The organism is Kitasatospora sp. NPDC001603 (assembly GCF_040298365.1).
In the GTDB taxonomy this organism is placed as follows: domain Bacteria; phylum Actinomycetota; class Actinomycetes; order Streptomycetales; family Streptomycetaceae; genus Kitasatospora.
The window spans coordinates 1-15965 of the sequence record NZ_JBEPAA010000019.1; the positions used below are offsets into that span (position 1 = coordinate 1).

At 74.3% G+C, this 15965-nt stretch carries 15 protein-coding genes; 9 read left to right on the forward strand and 6 right to left on the reverse strand.

The window, feature by feature from the left end:
• Window positions 1–166 precede the first annotated feature (166 nt).
• Complete coding sequence (locus tag ABT263_RS14750) at window positions 167–421, reverse strand: hypothetical protein (RefSeq protein ID WP_352290862.1); 255 nt, start codon at window positions 419–421, stop codon at window positions 167–169.
• A 122-nt stretch (window positions 422–543) separates the two neighbouring features.
• Here ABT263_RS14750 and ABT263_RS14755 point away from each other — a divergent pair, with 122 nt between their 5' ends.
• The 4 genes from ABT263_RS14755 to ABT263_RS14770 all read left to right on the forward strand — a co-directional run bounded on the left by ABT263_RS14755 (window position 544) and on the right by ABT263_RS14770 (window position 2311).
• A complete protein-coding gene (locus ABT263_RS14755; RefSeq protein WP_352290863.1) occupies window positions 544–1485 on the forward strand; it encodes a helix-turn-helix domain-containing protein in 942 nt (313 codons plus the stop codon).
• Window positions 1448–1582: a DUF397 domain-containing protein gene (locus ABT263_RS14760; protein WP_352290864.1), complete on the forward strand. Its 135-nt coding sequence runs from the start codon at window positions 1448–1450 to the stop codon at window positions 1580–1582. The genes ABT263_RS14755 and ABT263_RS14760 overlap by 38 nt, the downstream gene beginning before the upstream one ends.
• Window positions 1583–1691: 109 nt before the next feature.
• On the forward strand, window positions 1692–1904 hold the full coding sequence (locus tag ABT263_RS14765) for a DUF397 domain-containing protein (protein ID WP_352290865.1): 213 nt from the start codon (window positions 1692–1694) through the stop codon (window positions 1902–1904).
• 23 nt (window positions 1905–1927) lie between these two features.
• Window positions 1928–2311, forward strand: coding sequence for a hypothetical protein (locus tag ABT263_RS14770; RefSeq protein WP_352290866.1), 384 nt, complete (start codon window positions 1928–1930; stop codon window positions 2309–2311).
• A gap of 19 nt (window positions 2312–2330) precedes the next feature.
• Here ABT263_RS14770 and ABT263_RS14775 read toward each other — a convergent pair whose 3' ends face one another.
• Window positions 2331–4031: an FAD-dependent monooxygenase gene (locus ABT263_RS14775; protein WP_352290867.1), complete on the reverse strand. Its 1701-nt coding sequence runs from the start codon at window positions 4029–4031 to the stop codon at window positions 2331–2333.
• A gap of 322 nt (window positions 4032–4353) precedes the next feature.
• Here ABT263_RS14775 and ABT263_RS14780 point away from each other — a divergent pair, with 322 nt between their 5' ends.
• Window positions 4354–6003, forward strand: coding sequence for a YVTN family beta-propeller repeat protein (locus ABT263_RS14780; RefSeq protein WP_352290868.1), 1650 nt, complete (start codon window positions 4354–4356; stop codon window positions 6001–6003).
• A gap of 66 nt (window positions 6004–6069) precedes the next feature.
• Here ABT263_RS14780 and rox read toward each other — a convergent pair whose 3' ends face one another.
• On the reverse strand, window positions 6070–7506 hold the full coding sequence (gene rox / locus ABT263_RS14785) for a rifampin monooxygenase (RefSeq protein WP_352290869.1): 1437 nt from the start codon (window positions 7504–7506) through the stop codon (window positions 6070–6072).
• Between the two features lie 499 nt (window positions 7507–8005).
• Between rox and ABT263_RS14790 the strand changes: the two genes are divergently transcribed.
• Both ABT263_RS14790 and ABT263_RS14795 read left to right on the forward strand, forming a co-directional pair.
• Window positions 8006–8722: a helix-turn-helix transcriptional regulator gene (locus tag ABT263_RS14790; protein WP_352290870.1), complete on the forward strand. Its 717-nt coding sequence runs from the start codon at window positions 8006–8008 to the stop codon at window positions 8720–8722.
• Window positions 8723–8780: 58 nt separating this feature from the next.
• Entirely contained in the window at window positions 8781–9914 is a 1134-nt protein-coding gene (locus ABT263_RS14795) for an aminotransferase class I/II-fold pyridoxal phosphate-dependent enzyme (RefSeq protein WP_352290871.1), read from the forward strand.
• A gap of 18 nt (window positions 9915–9932) precedes the next feature.
• On the opposite strand, the gene ABT263_RS14800 is transcribed toward ABT263_RS14795, so the two are convergent.
• The 3 genes from ABT263_RS14800 to ABT263_RS14810 form a co-directional block, all read right to left on the reverse strand.
• On the reverse strand, window positions 9933–11036 hold the full coding sequence (locus tag ABT263_RS14800; RefSeq protein ID WP_352290872.1) for a GNAT family N-acetyltransferase: 1104 nt from the start codon (window positions 11034–11036) through the stop codon (window positions 9933–9935).
• A gap of 22 nt (window positions 11037–11058) precedes the next feature.
• Complete coding sequence (locus ABT263_RS14805) at window positions 11059–12126, reverse strand: polysaccharide deacetylase family protein (protein ID WP_352290873.1); 1068 nt, start codon at window positions 12124–12126, stop codon at window positions 11059–11061.
• Window positions 12127–12619: 493 nt separating this feature from the next.
• Complete coding sequence (locus tag ABT263_RS14810) at window positions 12620–13030, reverse strand: hypothetical protein (protein ID WP_352290874.1); 411 nt, start codon at window positions 13028–13030, stop codon at window positions 12620–12622.
• Window positions 13031–13421: 391 nt separating this feature from the next.
• Between ABT263_RS14810 and ABT263_RS14815 the strand changes: the two genes are divergently transcribed.
• Both ABT263_RS14815 and ABT263_RS14820 read left to right on the forward strand, forming a co-directional pair.
• Window positions 13422–14249 (forward strand): serine/threonine protein kinase, encoded by an 828-nt coding sequence (locus ABT263_RS14815; protein ID WP_502885805.1) that lies wholly within the window; start codon window positions 13422–13424, stop codon window positions 14247–14249.
• 6 nt (window positions 14250–14255) lie between these two features.
• Window positions 14256–15893, forward strand: coding sequence for a serine/threonine-protein kinase (locus ABT263_RS14820; protein ID WP_352290875.1), 1638 nt, complete (start codon window positions 14256–14258; stop codon window positions 15891–15893).
• Window positions 15894–15965: the final 72 nt, after the last annotated feature.

Below are 15965 nucleotides of genomic sequence, written 5' to 3' on the forward strand. Positions count from 1 at the left end.
TAGGCGGTGGGGAGTCCGGCGACGACGCCGGTGGTGAGGATGAGGCCGAAGACGAGGAGTCGGGGTGTGAGCGGCCCGTCGCGGATCGGCCGGCAGGCGAGGGCGGCCGCTCCGGCGCTGAGCGCGGGGATCGTGAGGGTGACCGCGAGGAGCCTGGACGCCGGGCTCACGCCGCGCTGTTCGCGCGGGGCGGGCTCGGGTGCTGGACGGGGAGGAAGCGGGGTCGGTCGAGCCGCTGGAGGTCCTCGGGCCGGGTGGTCCACTCGCAGCCGCCGGCTTCGGGCCGGAGGTAGGCGGCGCCGCCGAGGGTGTCCATGTAGACCCCTTCGGCGGGCTGCCCGTTGGGGGAGCGGTGGGCCCGGTCGCGGACGACTTCGCCGATCCGGGGCTGGTACGCGGGCGTGCGGGGGCGGCTGGGCATGCGGGCTCCTTGGTAGCTCTGTGCGTCGAGTCCCTTACGGCTCGTGTTTATGATGACCCTCGTTGGTGCAGGATCAGCCCGAGATCTGAATTTGATGCTGATGATCCACAAGTTGGTGGGACATGGTTAACCGCAGGCAACTTGACCCGACATCAGGGCCGTGGGCGCCCTTCGGTGTGCAACTGCGCAGGTCGCGAGAGGTGAAGGGGCTTACGCAGGCCCAGCTGGCGAAGAAGGTCGGATTCGACCCGTCCTATGTCTCCTACGCTGAACTTGCAACGCGCGAGCCTCCGAGTGAGAAGTTCGCTCGTAGGGCCGACGAGGCGCTGGAGACCGGAGGAACGCTGCTGCTGATGTGGCTGCAGAACAAGCACTCGGCGCTCCTGGAGGGCTTCCCCGAGTATGCGAGCCACGAAGCTAAGGCTGCCGAGATACGGATCTTCGAATCAGGTGTCGTTCCTGGACTGTTCCAGACCGAGGCCTATGCAACTGCCCTGGCCATGGCCGATGTTCGTCGTGGAGCGATCACTCAAAGGCAAGCGGACGAGCGAGTCACCTTCCTGCTCACTCGTCAGCAGTTGCTGCGGCGGAGCAGCCCTCCCCTCGTGCATGCCGTCCTCGACGAGAGCTGCTTGCGGCGGCCGATCGGGGGGTGGGGCGTGATGGATGAGCAACTCGGTTTCTTGGAGCAGCAGTTCGACGTGAGTCACGTCATTCTTCAGGTTGCCCCGTTTGCCATGGCTGAGCACAGGCCGTTCGCCCTGCCGATGGTGCTCCTTACGCTCTCTGATCACTCGTTTCTAGGGTATTCGGAGTCGGAGGGGCGCAGTCATCTTGAGCGCAATTCTGGCGCGCTGACAGCGTGGAAGAGACAGTACGATCGACTGCAGGTGGGAGCGCTGGCCGAGACGGCGACTCTCGAATGGATTCGCGCTGCTCGGGAAGGAACACATGTCCGACATCAACTTGACTCGCGCCGCGTGGGTGAAGTCCAGCTACAGCCAGCAGGGTGGCAACTGCATCGAGGTGGCGCCCGGATTCCCTGGTGCCATGCCTGTTCGTGACTCCAAGGACTCCGACGGTCCTGCGCTCGTCTTCGCAGCTGATGCCTGGCGGTCGTTCGTCGCCGCCGTGCAGGCGGGCGAGTTCGGCGCCGTCTGATCGACTGTCGCCCGAGCCCTCCGATCGCATCCGATCGGAGGGCGCTTCGCTTGGGTGGCCTCAAGGTGATGGGTGGTGATCCCGTGCTTGAGGAAGGGCTTCGACTGCGATGCTCGTCGATCTGAGTGGTGCCCAGCGGCGGAAGAGTAGCTACAGCAATGGCGGTGGTGGCTGCGTGGAGGTGGCGGACGGCTACGGCGGGGTCGTGCCCGTCCGTGACTCCAAGGATCCCGGCGGGCCCGTGCTCGTCTTCGCGGCCGATGCCTGGTGGGCGTTCGTCGCAGGCGTTCAAGGTGGGGAGTTTCGGTTGTCGTCAGAGTGACGAATAGTCGCTACTCTGGCCCCATGCGAATCACTCTCACGCGTGCCAGTGTTGCCATGGGGGACGACGTGGACGCGCCCCACGAAGCCCACCTGGAGTCCGACGGGGCCACCACGCTCGGCGAGTTCGTGCGCCAGGTCGCCCTCTCGGGGTACTTCCCGCAGATGGCCTGCTGGGTGGTGTTCGACGGCCGGCGGAAGCCGGCGCCCGCGCCGATCGCGATGCTCTCCGCTCCCTGGGAGCAGCCGCGGTTCCTGGACGACGCGCTGCGGCACCGGTCGCTCGACTCGCTCGCGGGCAAGGACGGTGAACTCGGTGAACTCGGTGAGAACGGCGAGTTGAGCCTCTTCTTCGACTACCGGGCGACCATCGCGCCGGACGTCCTGTGGCAGCGCCTCAGCGGCTGACCGGCGCCCCGACGCCCCCTCACCCCGTGCCGAACGTCCGGCGCAGGCAGGTCGCCAGCCGGTCCGGGGTGGGCGGGTGGAAGCGTCCGGCGAGGTAGCCGTCGGGGCGGATCAGGAAGGCCTCGCCGGGGCGGGCCCCGTAGGCGCTGCGGAACTCGCCGCCGGTGTCCCGGGCGGTCGGCAGCCGCCACAGGGGCGCGGGCGCGTCCGGTGCGAGCACCGCGTAGACGTCCAGCAGCCCGTGCGCCGTGGAGAGGGCGGCGACCGCACAGGTGGTGACCGGCTCCTCGGGCGTCGCCGCGTCGAGGTGGAACAGCAGGGTGTGGCGCGGGCCGCGCAGCAGGTCGAACAGCCGGACGGGGTAGTGCGCGAGGTCGCGCGCCAATCCCCGGCTGTCCGGGGCCCGTTCGCCGGAGCCGGGCCCGTGCCCGGGCCGATGCCCGTGCCCGGGCCGATGCCCGTGCCCGGCCGGTCCGCCGTCGCCCTCCGGCTCGACCAGTGGGCTGTCCGGGTAGCCGACCAGCAGCTGGGCCTCCCGCCGCAGCACCGCGTCGAGGATGTCGGGCGAGCCGGGGTCGGCCTGGACGCCGGTCCGGGAGTGGCGCACCGTCCGGCCGACCACCTCGACGCCCACCGGGTGCCGTTCGGCGTGGTAGCTGTCGAGCAGGCCGTCGGCGCCGACGCCCCGGACGGCGAGCGCCAGCTTCCACGCGAGGTTGTAGGCGTCCTGGATGCCGGTGTTCATGCCCTGCGCGCCGGTGGGCGGGTGGATGTGGGCGGCGTCGCCGGCCAGGAAGAGCCGCCCGGCCCGGTAGCGGTCCACCAGCCGGTGGCTGATCCGGAAGGTGGAGGACCAGCGCAGCGCCGAGGCGTGCGTCGGCTGCGGCGAGAGGCGGTCGAGCACGGCCTGGATGTGCCGCAGTTCGGGGGCCGCTCCGCTCTCCAGCCCGTGCGCGACGCCGTCCTGGGCCCCGGCGCCGGCCAGTTCGTCCGGGACCAGCATCGACACCCGGTAGCGCTTGCGGCCGGGGAGCGGGATGCAGACCAGCAGGTCGTCGACCCGGCCTTCGGCGTCGTGGTGGGTGGCGCGGACGCCGTACCCGGCGGGGAGGTCCCAGTCGACCTCGACGTCGCCCAGCATGTACTGCTCGGGGAAGGCGTCGCCCTCGAACCGCAGGCCCGCCGCCTTCCGGACCAGGCTGTGCGCGCCGTCGCAGCCGATCACGTAGCGCGCCCGGACCTCCCGCGGCCCGGACGGCGTCGCGAGCACGGCGAGGACCCGGCCGTCGGGCCCGTCGGCGCCGCCGGTGCCCGCCTCGGCCTCCTGATCGAGGGCGAGCAGCTCGGTGCCGCGCTCGACCCGCGTGCCGTACCCGGCGAGGTGCTCGGTGAGCAGCCGTTCCGTCGTGTACTGGGGGAGCGCGGCGAAGCCGTAGGGGATGTCGGGCGGCATCGTGAGCTCGATCCGCGGGCCGGGGCGCCCGTCCACGAAGGGCAGCTGGCCGTGCATCGGGACGGCCTCGTTCAGCGCCGCGCCGACCAGGCCCATGGCGTCCCACACCTCCATGGTGCGCGGCTGGACGCCGACGGCCTTGGCGTAGTGCTGGGGGACGGCCAGCCGGTCGACGATCCGGCAGTCGACCCCGTGGCGGCGCAGCTCGGCCGCGGCCGTCAGCCCGACCGGGCCCGCGCCCACCACCAGTACGTCGATCTCGTCCATGACCGCTCCAGGGGACGTCCTGAACGCCTCCCTCCAGGCTGTGCCCGACCGGCACCGGTCCGCCACCGGTACCGGAGAGCCCGGCCACCGCCGCGACCCCGGCCGCCGGTGCCGGAGCGAGCCCCGGCCACCGCCGCCGCGGTGGCCTCCCGGGCCGGCGACGGAGGGCAACCAATTCCAAACACTTGGCGACAATCCCGGCCAACTCATGACGGTCCGTCAATCAGCCTTCTACGCTTCGTCCGGCCTCGGTGCGGTGGCGGAGCCGCCGCCGCACCCGGTCGCTTCCCCCGATGTACTGACGAGTCTGGAGCAGACCCCCGTGAGAATAAGCCGTTCCCCGAGCCGCACCTGGACGGCCGTGGTCGCCACCGGCGCGGCCACGGCCGCGCTGTTGGTGCAGCCCGCCACCGCCTGGGCCGCGGCGCCCGCGCCCGTCGTGACGACCACCGTCGCCGTGGCGCCCTACCCGGCGGGCGTCGCACTCGCGCCGGACGGCAGCCGGGCGTACGTGACCAGCCAGAGCAGCGGCACCGTCACCGTGCTCGACGCCGCCACCGGCGCGGTCTCCGGCACCTTCACGGCCGGCAGCGGCTCGTACGCCGCGGCCTGGTCCCCCGACGGGCGGCACGCCTACCTGACCCACCAGCTCGACGACGCGGTCAGCGTCGTCGACACCGCGAGCAACACGGTGGCGGCCACCGTCGCGGTCGGCGCCGAGCCCTTCGGGGTGGCCGTCTCCCCGGACGGCGCCCGCGCGTACGTCAGCAGCGCCGGCGCGGCGACCGTGAGCGTCATCGACACCGCGAGCAACACCGTGACCGCGACCGTCCCGGTCGGCGCCGAGCCGCACGGCGTGGCCGTCTCGCCCGACGGGGCGCACGTCTACGTCGCCGCCTCGGGCGCGCAGGCGGTGGACGTCATCGACACCGCGAGCAACACGGTGAGCGCGGACGTCCCCGTCGGCCACGGAGTCTTCGGCCTGGCGCTGAGCGCCGACGGCTCCCGCCTCTGGACGGGCAACGGCGGCGACGACACCGTCAGCGTGCTGGACACGGCGGGCCGCACCGTCGTGGGCACGGTGACGGTCGGGGCCAACCCGTTCTCGGTCGCGCTCTCGCCCGACGGCAAGTCGGCGTACGCCTCCAACTACGGTGACGGCACGCTGAGCGTGATCGCCACCGCGGACCGCAAGGTCACCTCGACGGTGCCGGTCGGCACCAGCCCGTACGCGCTCGCCGTCACCCCGGACGGGCGGCGCGGCTACCTGGCCGACTTCGCCGCGAACGCCGTGACGGTGCTCGGCTTCCCGCTGCCGGTGCCGGTCGTCACCGGGGTCAGCCCGGCGAGCGGACCGCAGGCGGGCGGGACGAAGGTCACCATCACCGGGACCGACCTGAACGGCGCCACCGCCGTGAGCTTCGGCGCGGCCGGGAACGCCACCGCCGTCTCGTGCACGGAGACCGGCTGCACCGCCACCGCTCCCGCCGCCGCCGCGGCCGGCGTCGTCGACGTCCGGGTCACCACGGCCGGCGGTACCAGTGCCGTCGTCCCGGCCGGGCGCTTCACCTACACCGCGCCCACCGCCGACCTCGCGGTCTCGCTCGCCGCCACCCCGGTGGGCGGCCTGTTCTCCGGGCGGGTCGACTACACCCTCACGGTGGCCAACCAGGGCCCGGAGACGGTGACCTCGGCGACGATCTCGGCCGACCTGCCGGCCGGCTTCACCGCCTCCTCGACCGACTGCACGATCGCGGCGGGCAAGCTGACCTGCGCGGTCGCCGGTCCGCTCGCGAAGGGGGCGAGCGTCACCCGGCACGTGACGGTCCACGTCGGCCTGCTCAACCTCGGCCGGACCTTCACCGTCACGGCCGCTCGCACCGCGAGCGCGCCCACCGACCCGGTGGCGGCGAACGACCGCGCGTCCCGCACCTGCTCGGCCACGCTCGCGCTGCTGATCAGCTGCAAGTGAGTCCGGCGCCGCCGGCGCTCCCCTTCGGGAGGGCGTCGGCGGCGCCGCCGTGCACCGCTTCGGCGCTCAGCCGACGGGTGCGCCGAACCACTCGGCGAGCCGGTCGAGCAACTCGCCCTGGTCCTCGCCGACCCACGCCACGTGGCCGTCCGGCCGCACCAGCGCCGCGGGCACGTCCAGCTGCGCGCCGGCGTCGGCGACCCGGTCGACCCGGTCCGCCCAGCCCGCCACCGAGAGCCGCCCGGTCCGGTCGAGCAGCAGGCCCCGGCCCTCGTGCATCAGCCCGTAGAGCCGGCCCTCCGCCAGCCGGACGTCCCGCAGCCGCCGGCCGACCAGGTCGTGGCCCCCGCCGAGGTCGTAGCGGACCTCGACCGCCGTGATCATCCCGGTCAACTGGCGGTTCACCTCCTCGATGTCCATCAGCCTGGACAGCAGGCTCCGCAGCGCGGTCGCGCCCGGGGAGGTCCCCAGCAGCGTGATCTGCGCCCGGGTGTTGTCCAGCACGGCGGCGCCCACCGGGTGGCGCTCGGCGTGGTAGCTGTCCAGCAGCCCCTCCGGTGCCCAGCCGTTGACCGTGGCGGCCAGCTTCCAGCCGAGGTTGAACGCGTCCTGGATACCGGTGTTCAGGCCCTGGCCGCCGGTCGGCGGATGGATGTGCGCGGCGTCGCCGGCCAGCAGCGCCCGGCCGACCCGGTAGCGCTCGGCCTGCCGGGTGGCGTCGCCGACCCGGGAGAGCCAACGCGGCGAGTGCACACCGAAGTCGGTGCCCGCGAAGGCCCGCAGCTGCTGCTTGAACTCGTCCAGGGTCGGCGGGACCGACCGGTCCTCGGCCACCCCGGCGGCGGGCACGATGATGCGGAACACGCCCTGCTGCCCGTCGACGTCGGGGGCCACGCCGAACCGCGGCTGGGTCGCGCGGACCTGCTCGACGACGGCCGCGATGGTCGCCCGGTCCTCGGCCGCCCCCATGTCGCCCAGCAGCGTATCGACGGTGGTCGGCTCGCCGGGGAAGGCGACGCCGAGCAGCTTGCGCACCGTACTGCGGCCGCCGTCGCAGCCCACGAGGTAGCGCGAGCGCAGCCGCGTTCCGTCCGCCAGCTCGACGCCGACCCCGTCCTCGTCCTGGCTCAGCCCGACCACCTCGTGGCCGCGCCGGATCTCGGCCCCGAGTTCGTGGGCGCGCTCGGCGAGCAGCAGTTCCGTCGCCGTCTGGGAGACGGCGAGTCCGTACGGGTGGGCGGTGTCCAGCGTCTCCGGCCACGCCTTGTGGACGCCGCCGAAGAAGCCGCCGATCCGGAACTTCTCGCCGGCGGCGAGGAACCGGTCCAGGAGACCGCGCTGGTCCATCATCTCGACGCTGCGCGTGTGCAGGCCGCGCCCGCGCGACCGGGCGTCCGGCTCCGTCGCCCGCTCCAGCACCACCACCCCCACTCCGGCCAGCCGCAATTCGGTCGCCAGCATCAGGCCGGTCGGTCCGCCGCCGACCACGATCACGTCAATCATCAGAACGCCCGTTCAACGAGAGTGGATTTCCGGACGGTCGGCCGCCGCCCGTCCGGTGGTGCGTACACCCCGGCCCGTGCCGGATTTCGGTGTCCGCGAGCTGCGCCGGGAGTTCCGGCCGTCGTGCGGCCCCCGCGCCGGGAACGGCGGACAGGCGCCGATCCGTCAGGGCCGCAGGTCCCGGCCCAGGTCGACCATTGTGCGGCGGCCCCGGGGTCTTGCCGCAAGGCCGGGGGTGCGCTATATCTTGGTAGCGGCGAGGAGTGGATTCACCTCCTCGCCTTCGTCATTTCCCCGCCCGCGGCTTCCTCCCGAATCGGTGCCGCCGTCCGGACGGAATTGTTCCGGGCACGGTGAACCCCCGGGCCCTTTCGAGCGCGCGCCCATTCTGCGGCCATTCCCCCGGAGTTTCGGCGCGCCGCGCCCGGCGCGCCCGTGCGGTGGCAGCCCTGCGAAGTCGCTCTGGACGGAACGTCCGGGCTGGACGTACAGTCCAGATATGACCGCGGAGACCCCCGACCCACGCGTCCGGACCTGGGCGCCCGTCTGCCAGGCGGTGGCCCTGCTGCTCGGGCCGTACGCCGAGGTGGTGCTGCACGACGCCGTTCGGGACGAGGTGCTCGCCATCTGGCACCCGATGAGCGGCCGCGCCCCCGGCGACCCCTCGCTGCTCGGCGAGCTGGACGACCTGGCCCCTGCCCTGCCCGACGTCTACGGGGCCGATGTCCTCGGGCCGTACGAGAAGCTGCTGCCCGACGGTCGGCGCCTCTCCTCGGTCAGCGCCGTCCTGCGCGACGACGACGGCCGGGCCTCGGCGGTGCTCTGCGTCAACCTCGACCGCGGGCCGCTGGAGCAGGCCGCCGCCCTGCTGGCCGGCTTCGCCGCACCCACCGCGCCGCGGCCCGAGCCGCTCTTCGAGCGCGACTGGACGGAGCGGATGAACGACGTCATCGGCGGCTACGTCCGCGCCCACGGCCGCCCGCCGGACCGGCTGGGCCGCGAGGACCGGCTCGCCGTCCTGCGTGAACTCGACCGGGCCGGGGTGCTCGCGGTGCGCCGGGCGGTGCCGGCCGTGGCGACCGCGCTCAAGGTCTCGCGCTCCACCGTCTACGCCCTTCTCGCCGAACTCCGGGCCGAGCCCGAGCCCATGGCCGAACCCGAAGGCCCGGCCGGGCCCGCACCCGGGGCCGAACCCGAACACCCGGCCGAGCCGTAGCCCGGTCCGGGACCGGACTACGGGCACCGGAGCCCACCGCACCGCAGAGGAACCAGTGATGACCACGCTCCCCGACTTCCGGCTCGAAACCTACTTCTCCCGCTGGGAGTTCACCGCCCGCCACCACCTCACCGCCTCCGACGCGCAGACCATGACGATGTCCGAACTCCTCGCCCTGGCGGACCAGGAGGAGCGGCAGGCCTGGGACACCCTGGCCCTCGGCTACACCGAGACCTTCGGTGACCCGGCCCTGCGCCGGGCGGTCGCCGGGATGTACGAGCAGGTCGGCGCCGACGACGTGATCTGCTTCGGCGGCGCCCAGGAGGCGCTCAACCTCGCCATGCAGGTGCTGCTTGGCCCCGACGACCACGCCGTCGTGCTGACCCCCAACTACCAGTCCGCCGAGACGATCCCGCTCTCCCTCTGCGAGGTCACCGGCGTCGCGCTGGACCCGGCACGCGACTGGGCACTGGACCTCGACGAGCTGGTGGCCGCGCTGCGCCCGAACACCCGGGTCGTCTCGGTGAACTTCCCCAACAACCCGACCGGCAAGGTCATCGGGGCCGACGACTTCACCCGCCTGGTCCGGCTCTGCGACGAGCGCGGCATCCGGCTCTTCAGCGACGAGGTCTACCGCGGCCTGGAGCGCGACCCGGGCCGCACCCTGCCGCAGGCCGCCGACCTCTCCGAGCGCGCCCTGTCGCTGAACGTCACCTCCAAGTCGCTCGGCCTGCCCGGCCTGCGGATCGGCTGGATCGCCTGCCGCGACCGGGAGTTGCGCTCCCGGCTGGAGCGCGCCAAGCACTACACCACCATCTGCAACTCGGCCCCCGGTGAGATCCTGGCCCGGATCGCGATCCGGAACCGGGAGCACATCCTGGCCCGCAACCGCGCGATCATCGACGCGAACCTGCCGCTCTTCGACGCCTTCTTCGCCGAGCACGCCGAACTGTTCGACTGGCGGGCCCCGGACGGCGGCTGCGTCGCGTACCCGCGCTACCTCGGACCGGACGGCGTCGAGGCGTTCTGCACCGCGCTGGTCGAGCAGGCCGGTGTCCTGCTGCTGCCGGCGAGCATCTACCGTTCCGAGCTCACCCCGACGCCGACCGACCGGTTCCGGGTCGGCATCGGCCGCCGTGACCCGGCCCCGGCCCTGGAGGCCCTCGCCGACTGGCTGAAGGGTCGGCGGTAGGGCGGCACGTTGCCGAGGTCAGCCCTGCCGGGCCTCCTTGGCCCGGTACTTGAGACCGAACAGCGCGCCGGAGAGACCGTGCGGCACCAGCCAGGACACGTCCTCGCGGTCCTCAGCTCCGAAGCGGTACTTGTAGGGCTCGGTGCCGCGCAGGAAGTCGAAGGTGGTCAGGCCCTGTCCGGCGGCCGCCCGGACGGCCTCGGCGATCACCGCCGTGCCGAGCCGCAGCGGCGCCCAGGCCTGGTCCCAACCGATCTGGTAGTAGGCGAAGGTGTCCCGCCAGCGGAACCCGTAGAGGGCGCCGACCACCTCCCCGGCGCGCTCGGCGACCAGGAAGGCCGGGCCCTCGCCGCGACCGGTGGCGGCCGAGCGCTCGATCAGGCGCACGTGCAGCGGTGCGCGGGCCTCGTCGAAGGTGGTCGGCAGGCCGAGAGCGGACCGGCGCAGCCGGTGCAGGCGGAGCACGGTGTGCAACAGGGCGATACGCTCGGCGAGTTCGCCGCTCCCCACGGCCGGCGCCACCCAGCGGAAGGTGATCCCCCCGGCGGCGAGCTTGCGGCCGTAGCGGCGCAGGTCGGCACGGAACTGGCGGGAGCCGAGCGCGTCCGCACCCGGGGTGAGGTCGACCCGCGGGCACGGGGTGCGGCCGACCTCGACCGCACCGGCGGGCAGAAACCCGCTCTGGCCGGGGTCGAGATCGGTGAGCAGCAGGGTCGCCCGCCGGGCGCGCCGGGCGAGCCAGGCGGCCACCTCGGCCCGTCGCTCGGGTGCGGCGGTGACGCCGCAGTGGTCGGCGGCGCCGGGGCCGGAGCCCAGCACCGTCAGACAGGGGACGGTCAGCGGCGCCCGCGGGTGCAGCCGCCGCCGGGTGCGCAGCAGCGGTACGACGGCGCTCACCCGGCCGTCCGGCTCGCGCCAGACGGTGACCTCGCCGCCGCCCTGCCGCGCGCCCAGCGTCTCCCACCAGGAGAGCGCCCACTCCGGCGTGGTGAACCAGGAGCCACCCGGATCGGCGGCCGCCAGCTCCCGCCAGCCGTCCAGCACCCGCGCCGGCAGCGCGGCCGTCCGGTACCGGACCGGTCCGGACGCCGCACCGGCCGCACTGTTCGCCGTGATCTCCAACGCCCCGCCCCCCAGGTGGTGTTCAGGCGCCGCCGCGCAACCGGTGCACGGCCGGGTGCAGCCCCGAGAGAATGGTGTCGAACCTGTCCCGGCTCGTGGTGGAGTTCACCCGGAGCCGGCTGATCCGCAGCGGGCGTCCGGGCAGCAGCCGGTCGTGCCGGTGGTCGAACAGGAAGCCGACCCGGTAGCCGAGCCGGCGCAGCACGGGCTCGGCGCGCTGGTCGAGGTTGCCGTTGGGGTACGCGAAGGCGGTGGGTTCCTCGCCGTCGAGCCAGCCGGTGAGCGCGTGGTGGGCGGTGGTGATCTCGTCCCGGAGGGTGTCGTCCTCGCACTGGTCGAGGCAGGGGTGGCCGACGGTGTGGTTGCCGATCGACACCCCGGAGCGGTGGAGCGTCAGCAGGTCGTGCCGGGTGAGCTGCTCCTGCCGGGGCGCGCGGGCCCGGGCGCTCTCGCGCAGTTCGGCGAGGGCGGTGCGGCGGTCGCGGTCGGGCAGGGTCTTCAACCGGCGCACCACCGCGCCGGGCGGGCAGCCGGCCAGGCTGCGCGCGGTGCCGCCGCGGGAGGCCAGGAACGCGGCCTCGGACCACCAGAACGGCCGGTCGCCGTCGATGAGTTCGGTGACCACGAAGGCGGCGGCCGGGATCCGGAGCCGGGTCAGCACGGGCAGGGCCTCGGTGAGCACCGTCCGGTCGCCGTCGTCGAAGGTGACCAGCACGCTGCGGGGCGGCAGCGGACGGCCGGAGCGGACGGCCTGCTCGACCCGGGGCAGCGAGATCGGGCGGGCGATCCGGACCAGGCGGGCCATCTGGAGCGCGAAGGTCCTGGGGTCGTCCACGCCGTGGTAGGCGAGGACGGCGAGACGGCGGGTGGCGGCGAGCCGGAACAGCGGCTGCAGCGGGGAGTTGCGCAGCGCGGCGTCGACGCTGCTCCGGCGCCCGGCGAGCCGGCCGGGCGGGGGAGCGGCGGCTCCGGCCCCGCCGGTCGGGCCGGCCGCCCCGACCGGCGGCGGCGCGGCCCCGGTCGTCGGGCCGGCGCCTCTGCTGCTCGGACCGTCACCGGCCCCGGTCGCACGCGTGGTCCCCTCGGGCATCGACACGCTCCCCCTTCTCCCCGTGAGCACTGCCGTGAGCGACTGCCATCGGCGCTGCGGCGGCGGGAGTCGGGCATGGCACACGGGCAGGGTCCGCCCGCACGGGCGCACCTCTGCCGGGTGGGCGGCCCGCCCCGCTCCCCGAATTGCCAAGATAGTGCAAAATCCCATGCTCCGAGGAGGGTTGTGCACAGCGGGCGGGTTTCGGGGGGCAGGTTGGCGCATTGTCGGCGCGCGCCTGGCCCGAGTGCGGGCCGGGAGTCTCCTGGGTGGCTACCGGTGGTGCCGGGGGAGCGGGTGGAGCCGGTCCACCGGGGTGCGGGCGCGCCGCGCGGGGTGGGCCGGCCGCCGGTTGCGGACCCGGCGGCCGGCCCCGGAGAGGGGCCCGACGGCCCCGGCTCACGGATCCCCCGTACTCCCCGTACTCCCCGCACTCCCCGGCGACCGGCGTCCCGGCGACGTGTGGCGGGGCATCGCGGGGTTCTCCGGTGGATCAGAAGGGGGCGGTGCAGGTGGTCACCTGGTGCTCGGCCTCCAGGGCCGGGCCGCCGACCGCGCAGATCATCTTGAGATCCCCGGTGACCACGCGCGGCGTCACGGCCTTGGCGTACCCCTTGGTGACGGTGGTCGCGGACGCGACGGTGACCCAGGGGCTGCCCCAGGCCCGCTGCGTCCTGACCTCGACCTGAACCACCGTCAGCTGTGTCGAGGAGGCCGGCGAGACGTGCGCCACCCCGACGACTCCTCCGCCGTCCTTCTCCAGCCATACGCAGGGCCGGTTGGCGGCGGCGATACACGCCACCTCACCGGTCCCGTTCGTCGTCGACGCCGCCGAGGCCGGGGTGGCCATCGACGCCGTGATCCCTGCCACCGCGACCATCAGGGCTGCGATCCGAGCGCGCATGATATGAACCTCCTTGGAAATCAAGGGAATCTCACTCCGTGGGATGAGTCTTGCACATTTCATGGGCATGCCATATGTGTGCTGCGTCACACTCAAGGTGACCGTTCAACTACGCACCGCAACCGGCGGATCGGCCTCCGGTCGTGAGCGACCCCCGCCGGCGGGGCGAACCGGCCCGGAGGGCGCCCCGCGCGGCGCGTCGGTGACCGGCCCGGCCGACCCCGTCGTGAGCCGGTCCGCGGGCTCGCCAAGTCGACTTCGCGACAGTCCGGTTGACGCCCCAACGGGCCCGGCCGCCCCGCGCCGCCCCGGCGTTCACTCGTACGGGTGGCGGACCGGCGCGAAGCCGTTCGGACGGCTACGATCGACGCGACCTACGGAGGTGGCCTGCGTGGACACGGTCATCGTGCAACTGCCCGAACCCCGCCCGAAAGCCCCGCCCGGCGGGCGGCCCGCACCGATCGGCGCACGGCCCGGCCCGCCCGGTGGGCGCTCCGCACCGCCCGGCAGGCCCGCGCTGCTGCACCTGGGCCCGGGCGAGGTCGCGGAGTTCGGGCGCGGCGAGCCCGGCCGCCTGCCCGCCATCCCCCTCACCGACCAGGGCGTCTCGCGCCGCGCCGGCGAGGTCACGGCCGCCGAGGACTACTGGCGGCTCTCCAACTTCAGCACCTCCGCGACGTACGTGGTGGAGAACCTCGAAGGGGCGGGCGAGCACGTCAAGGTGGCTCCCGGCCGGCTCGGCGCACCGGTGCCCTTCGAGTTCTCCCGGGTGCTCCTGCCGGGCCTCGGCGAGCCGGTCGCCTTCAAGGTGTTCGCACCCCAGCACGCCTACCTGGAGGGCGAACCGGCACCGTCCGAGGGCGAGATGACGGTCAGTCCGTTCGCCCTCGACCCGACGTCCAAGTACTTCCTCGTCCTGCTCGCCCTCTGTGAGCCGCGACTGCGCTCGCCGTCCGCCGCCGTCGTCCCCGGGGTCACCGACGTGCTGGCCCGGCTGCGTTCGCTGCCCTCCTGCCGGGGGCTCACCCGATCCGCCGTCAACTACCACATCGACTACCTGGTGGCCACCAAGCTGCGGCTGCGCGAGACGCCGGACGAGGCGCCGGACGACGCCGCCCGGGCCGGTGGCAAGCGGGAGGAGCTCGTCGCGCTGGCCCTGCGGTTCGACCTCGTCCGGGAGGAGCACCTGGCCCTGCTCCCGCCCCGGCGGGGCGGCTGATCCGCCGTGCCCGCGCCCGCCCGGCCCGGCCCGCCGCACCTCGACGTCCCGGCCGGCTACACGGTGGCCGGGTACCGCATCGCCGAGCCGCTCGGCGCCGGTGCCTGGGGCAGCGTCTACGCCGCCCACCGGCCGGGCGGCGGACCGGCCGACCTCGCGGTCAAGTTCCTCTGCCCGGCCCGGCTCAGCCCCGGCCAGCGCCGCACCATGGCGCAGCTCGCGCGCAGCGAGATGCGGTTCAGCCGACGCGCGGACCACCCGAACCTGATCCGCACGCTCGCCGTCCTCACCGTCGCCGACCCCGCGCACCCGGGGCTCGACGGCGCACTGGCGCTGGTGATGGAACGCGCCGAGCGCAGCCTCCAGGACGTCCTCGCCGCCGCACGGCCGCACACGCCCGTCCCCGACGCCGAGCGGATCCTGGCCGGGGTCTGCGCCGGGCTCACCCACATGCACACCGCGGGCTGGGTGCACGGCGACCTCAAGCCCGGCAACATCCTGCTGATGCCGGACGGCACCGCCCGGCTCGCCGACTTCGGCCTCACCGCCGAACTGGAGGGCACCCACGCCTACGCCCCGCCGCTCGGCTCGCCCGACCACGTGCCGCCCGAGTGGTGGTCCCAGCGCACCGGCGCGCGCGGTGTCGCGGTGCGGCCGAGCGCCGACGTCTGGGCCTTCGGCGTGCTCGCCCACCAGCTGCTTACCGGCGGGCTGCACCCGTTCCTCGGGGCGACCGCCCGGGCCCGCGCGCTCACCGCGCAGGCCTACGCGCGCGGCGTGGCGCCGCTGCGGCTGGACGACGCGCTGCCCGCGCGCTGGCGCCCGGCCGTCGCCGCCTGCCTGACCGCGGACCGGGCGGAGCGGGGCCGGGTGGACCTCGCCGCCCTGCGGGTCGCGCTGCTCGCGGCGGCGGCGCCCGGGCCCGCCGGTGCGCCGGGGGCGCGCGGCCCGGTACGGGCGCCGCGCCCGGAGCGCGCTCGCCGGCTGCTCGCCGGGGCCGGTCCGGCCGCGCTGGTCGCCGCCGTGCTGCTGCTCGCGGGCGGCCCGGAGCAGTCCGGCCGGGCGTCCGACCGGGCGCCGGCCGGATTGGCGCCGGGCGCACCGACCGCGCCGGCGTCCGGTGGCCCGCCCTCCGGGGGAGCGGCGCAGGCGCCACCCTCGGCGACCGCCGCCCTGGCCCCGGCCGGGGGGATCCCGGCGGGGTCCGACATCCCCGAGGCGCTGCGCGGCCCGATCCAGGACGCCGCCCGGCGCTGCCCCGAGCCCGAGATCACCCCCGCCCTGCTGGCGGCCATGCTCAAGGCCGAGAGCGGCTTCGACCCGGAGGCCGCCCGCCCGGAGACCGGCGAGTACGGCGTCGCGATGTGGACGCCCACCGTCTTCAACGCCTGGGCGCAGGACGGCGACCACGACGGCACCAAGGACTACATGGACCCGGCCGACGCGATCGTCTCGATGGGCAACTACGTCTGCTGGCTCGACCAGCAGCTCAAGCGCCGCGGCTACACCCGGGACCTCCCGGCCCTGATCACCGCCGGCTACCGGACCAGCGACAAGACCGTCGCCGACGCGGGCGGCGTCCCCGACCGGGTGAAGCCGCACGTCGCGAGGGTGCTCGGCTACCTCGCGGAGTACGGGGGCTGAGCGGCCCGGAACGGTTCCGACACGGTATGACCCCGACCACATCCGTGCCGCCCCACCGGCGGGGTTGCCCGG

Bases quoted from the DNA above. Each gene is read 5' to 3' on its own strand.
- ABT263_RS14750 (WP_352290862.1), bottom strand. From the start codon at position 421: ATGCCCAGCCGCCCCCGCACGCCCGCGTACCAGCCCCGGATCGGCGAA.
- ABT263_RS14755 (WP_352290863.1), top strand. From the start codon at position 544: ATGGTTAACCGCAGGCAACTTGACCCGACATCAGGGCCGTGGGCGCCC.
- ABT263_RS14765 (WP_352290865.1), top strand. From the start codon at position 1,692: ATGCTCGTCGATCTGAGTGGTGCCCAGCGGCGGAAGAGTAGCTACAGC.
- ABT263_RS14770 (WP_352290866.1), top strand. From the start codon at position 1,928: ATGCGAATCACTCTCACGCGTGCCAGTGTTGCCATGGGGGACGACGTG.
- ABT263_RS14775 (WP_352290867.1), bottom strand. From the start codon at position 4,031: ATGGACGAGATCGACGTACTGGTGGTGGGCGCGGGCCCGGTCGGGCTG.
- rox (WP_352290869.1), bottom strand. From the start codon at position 7,506: ATGATTGACGTGATCGTGGTCGGCGGCGGACCGACCGGCCTGATGCTG.
- ABT263_RS14790 (WP_352290870.1), top strand. From the start codon at position 8,006: ATGACCGCGGAGACCCCCGACCCACGCGTCCGGACCTGGGCGCCCGTC.
- ABT263_RS14795 (WP_352290871.1), top strand. From the start codon at position 8,781: ATGACCACGCTCCCCGACTTCCGGCTCGAAACCTACTTCTCCCGCTGG.
- ABT263_RS14805 (WP_352290873.1), bottom strand. From the start codon at position 12,126: ATGCCCGAGGGGACCACGCGTGCGACCGGGGCCGGTGACGGTCCGAGC.
- ABT263_RS14810 (WP_352290874.1), bottom strand. From the start codon at position 13,030: ATGCGCGCTCGGATCGCAGCCCTGATGGTCGCGGTGGCAGGGATCACG.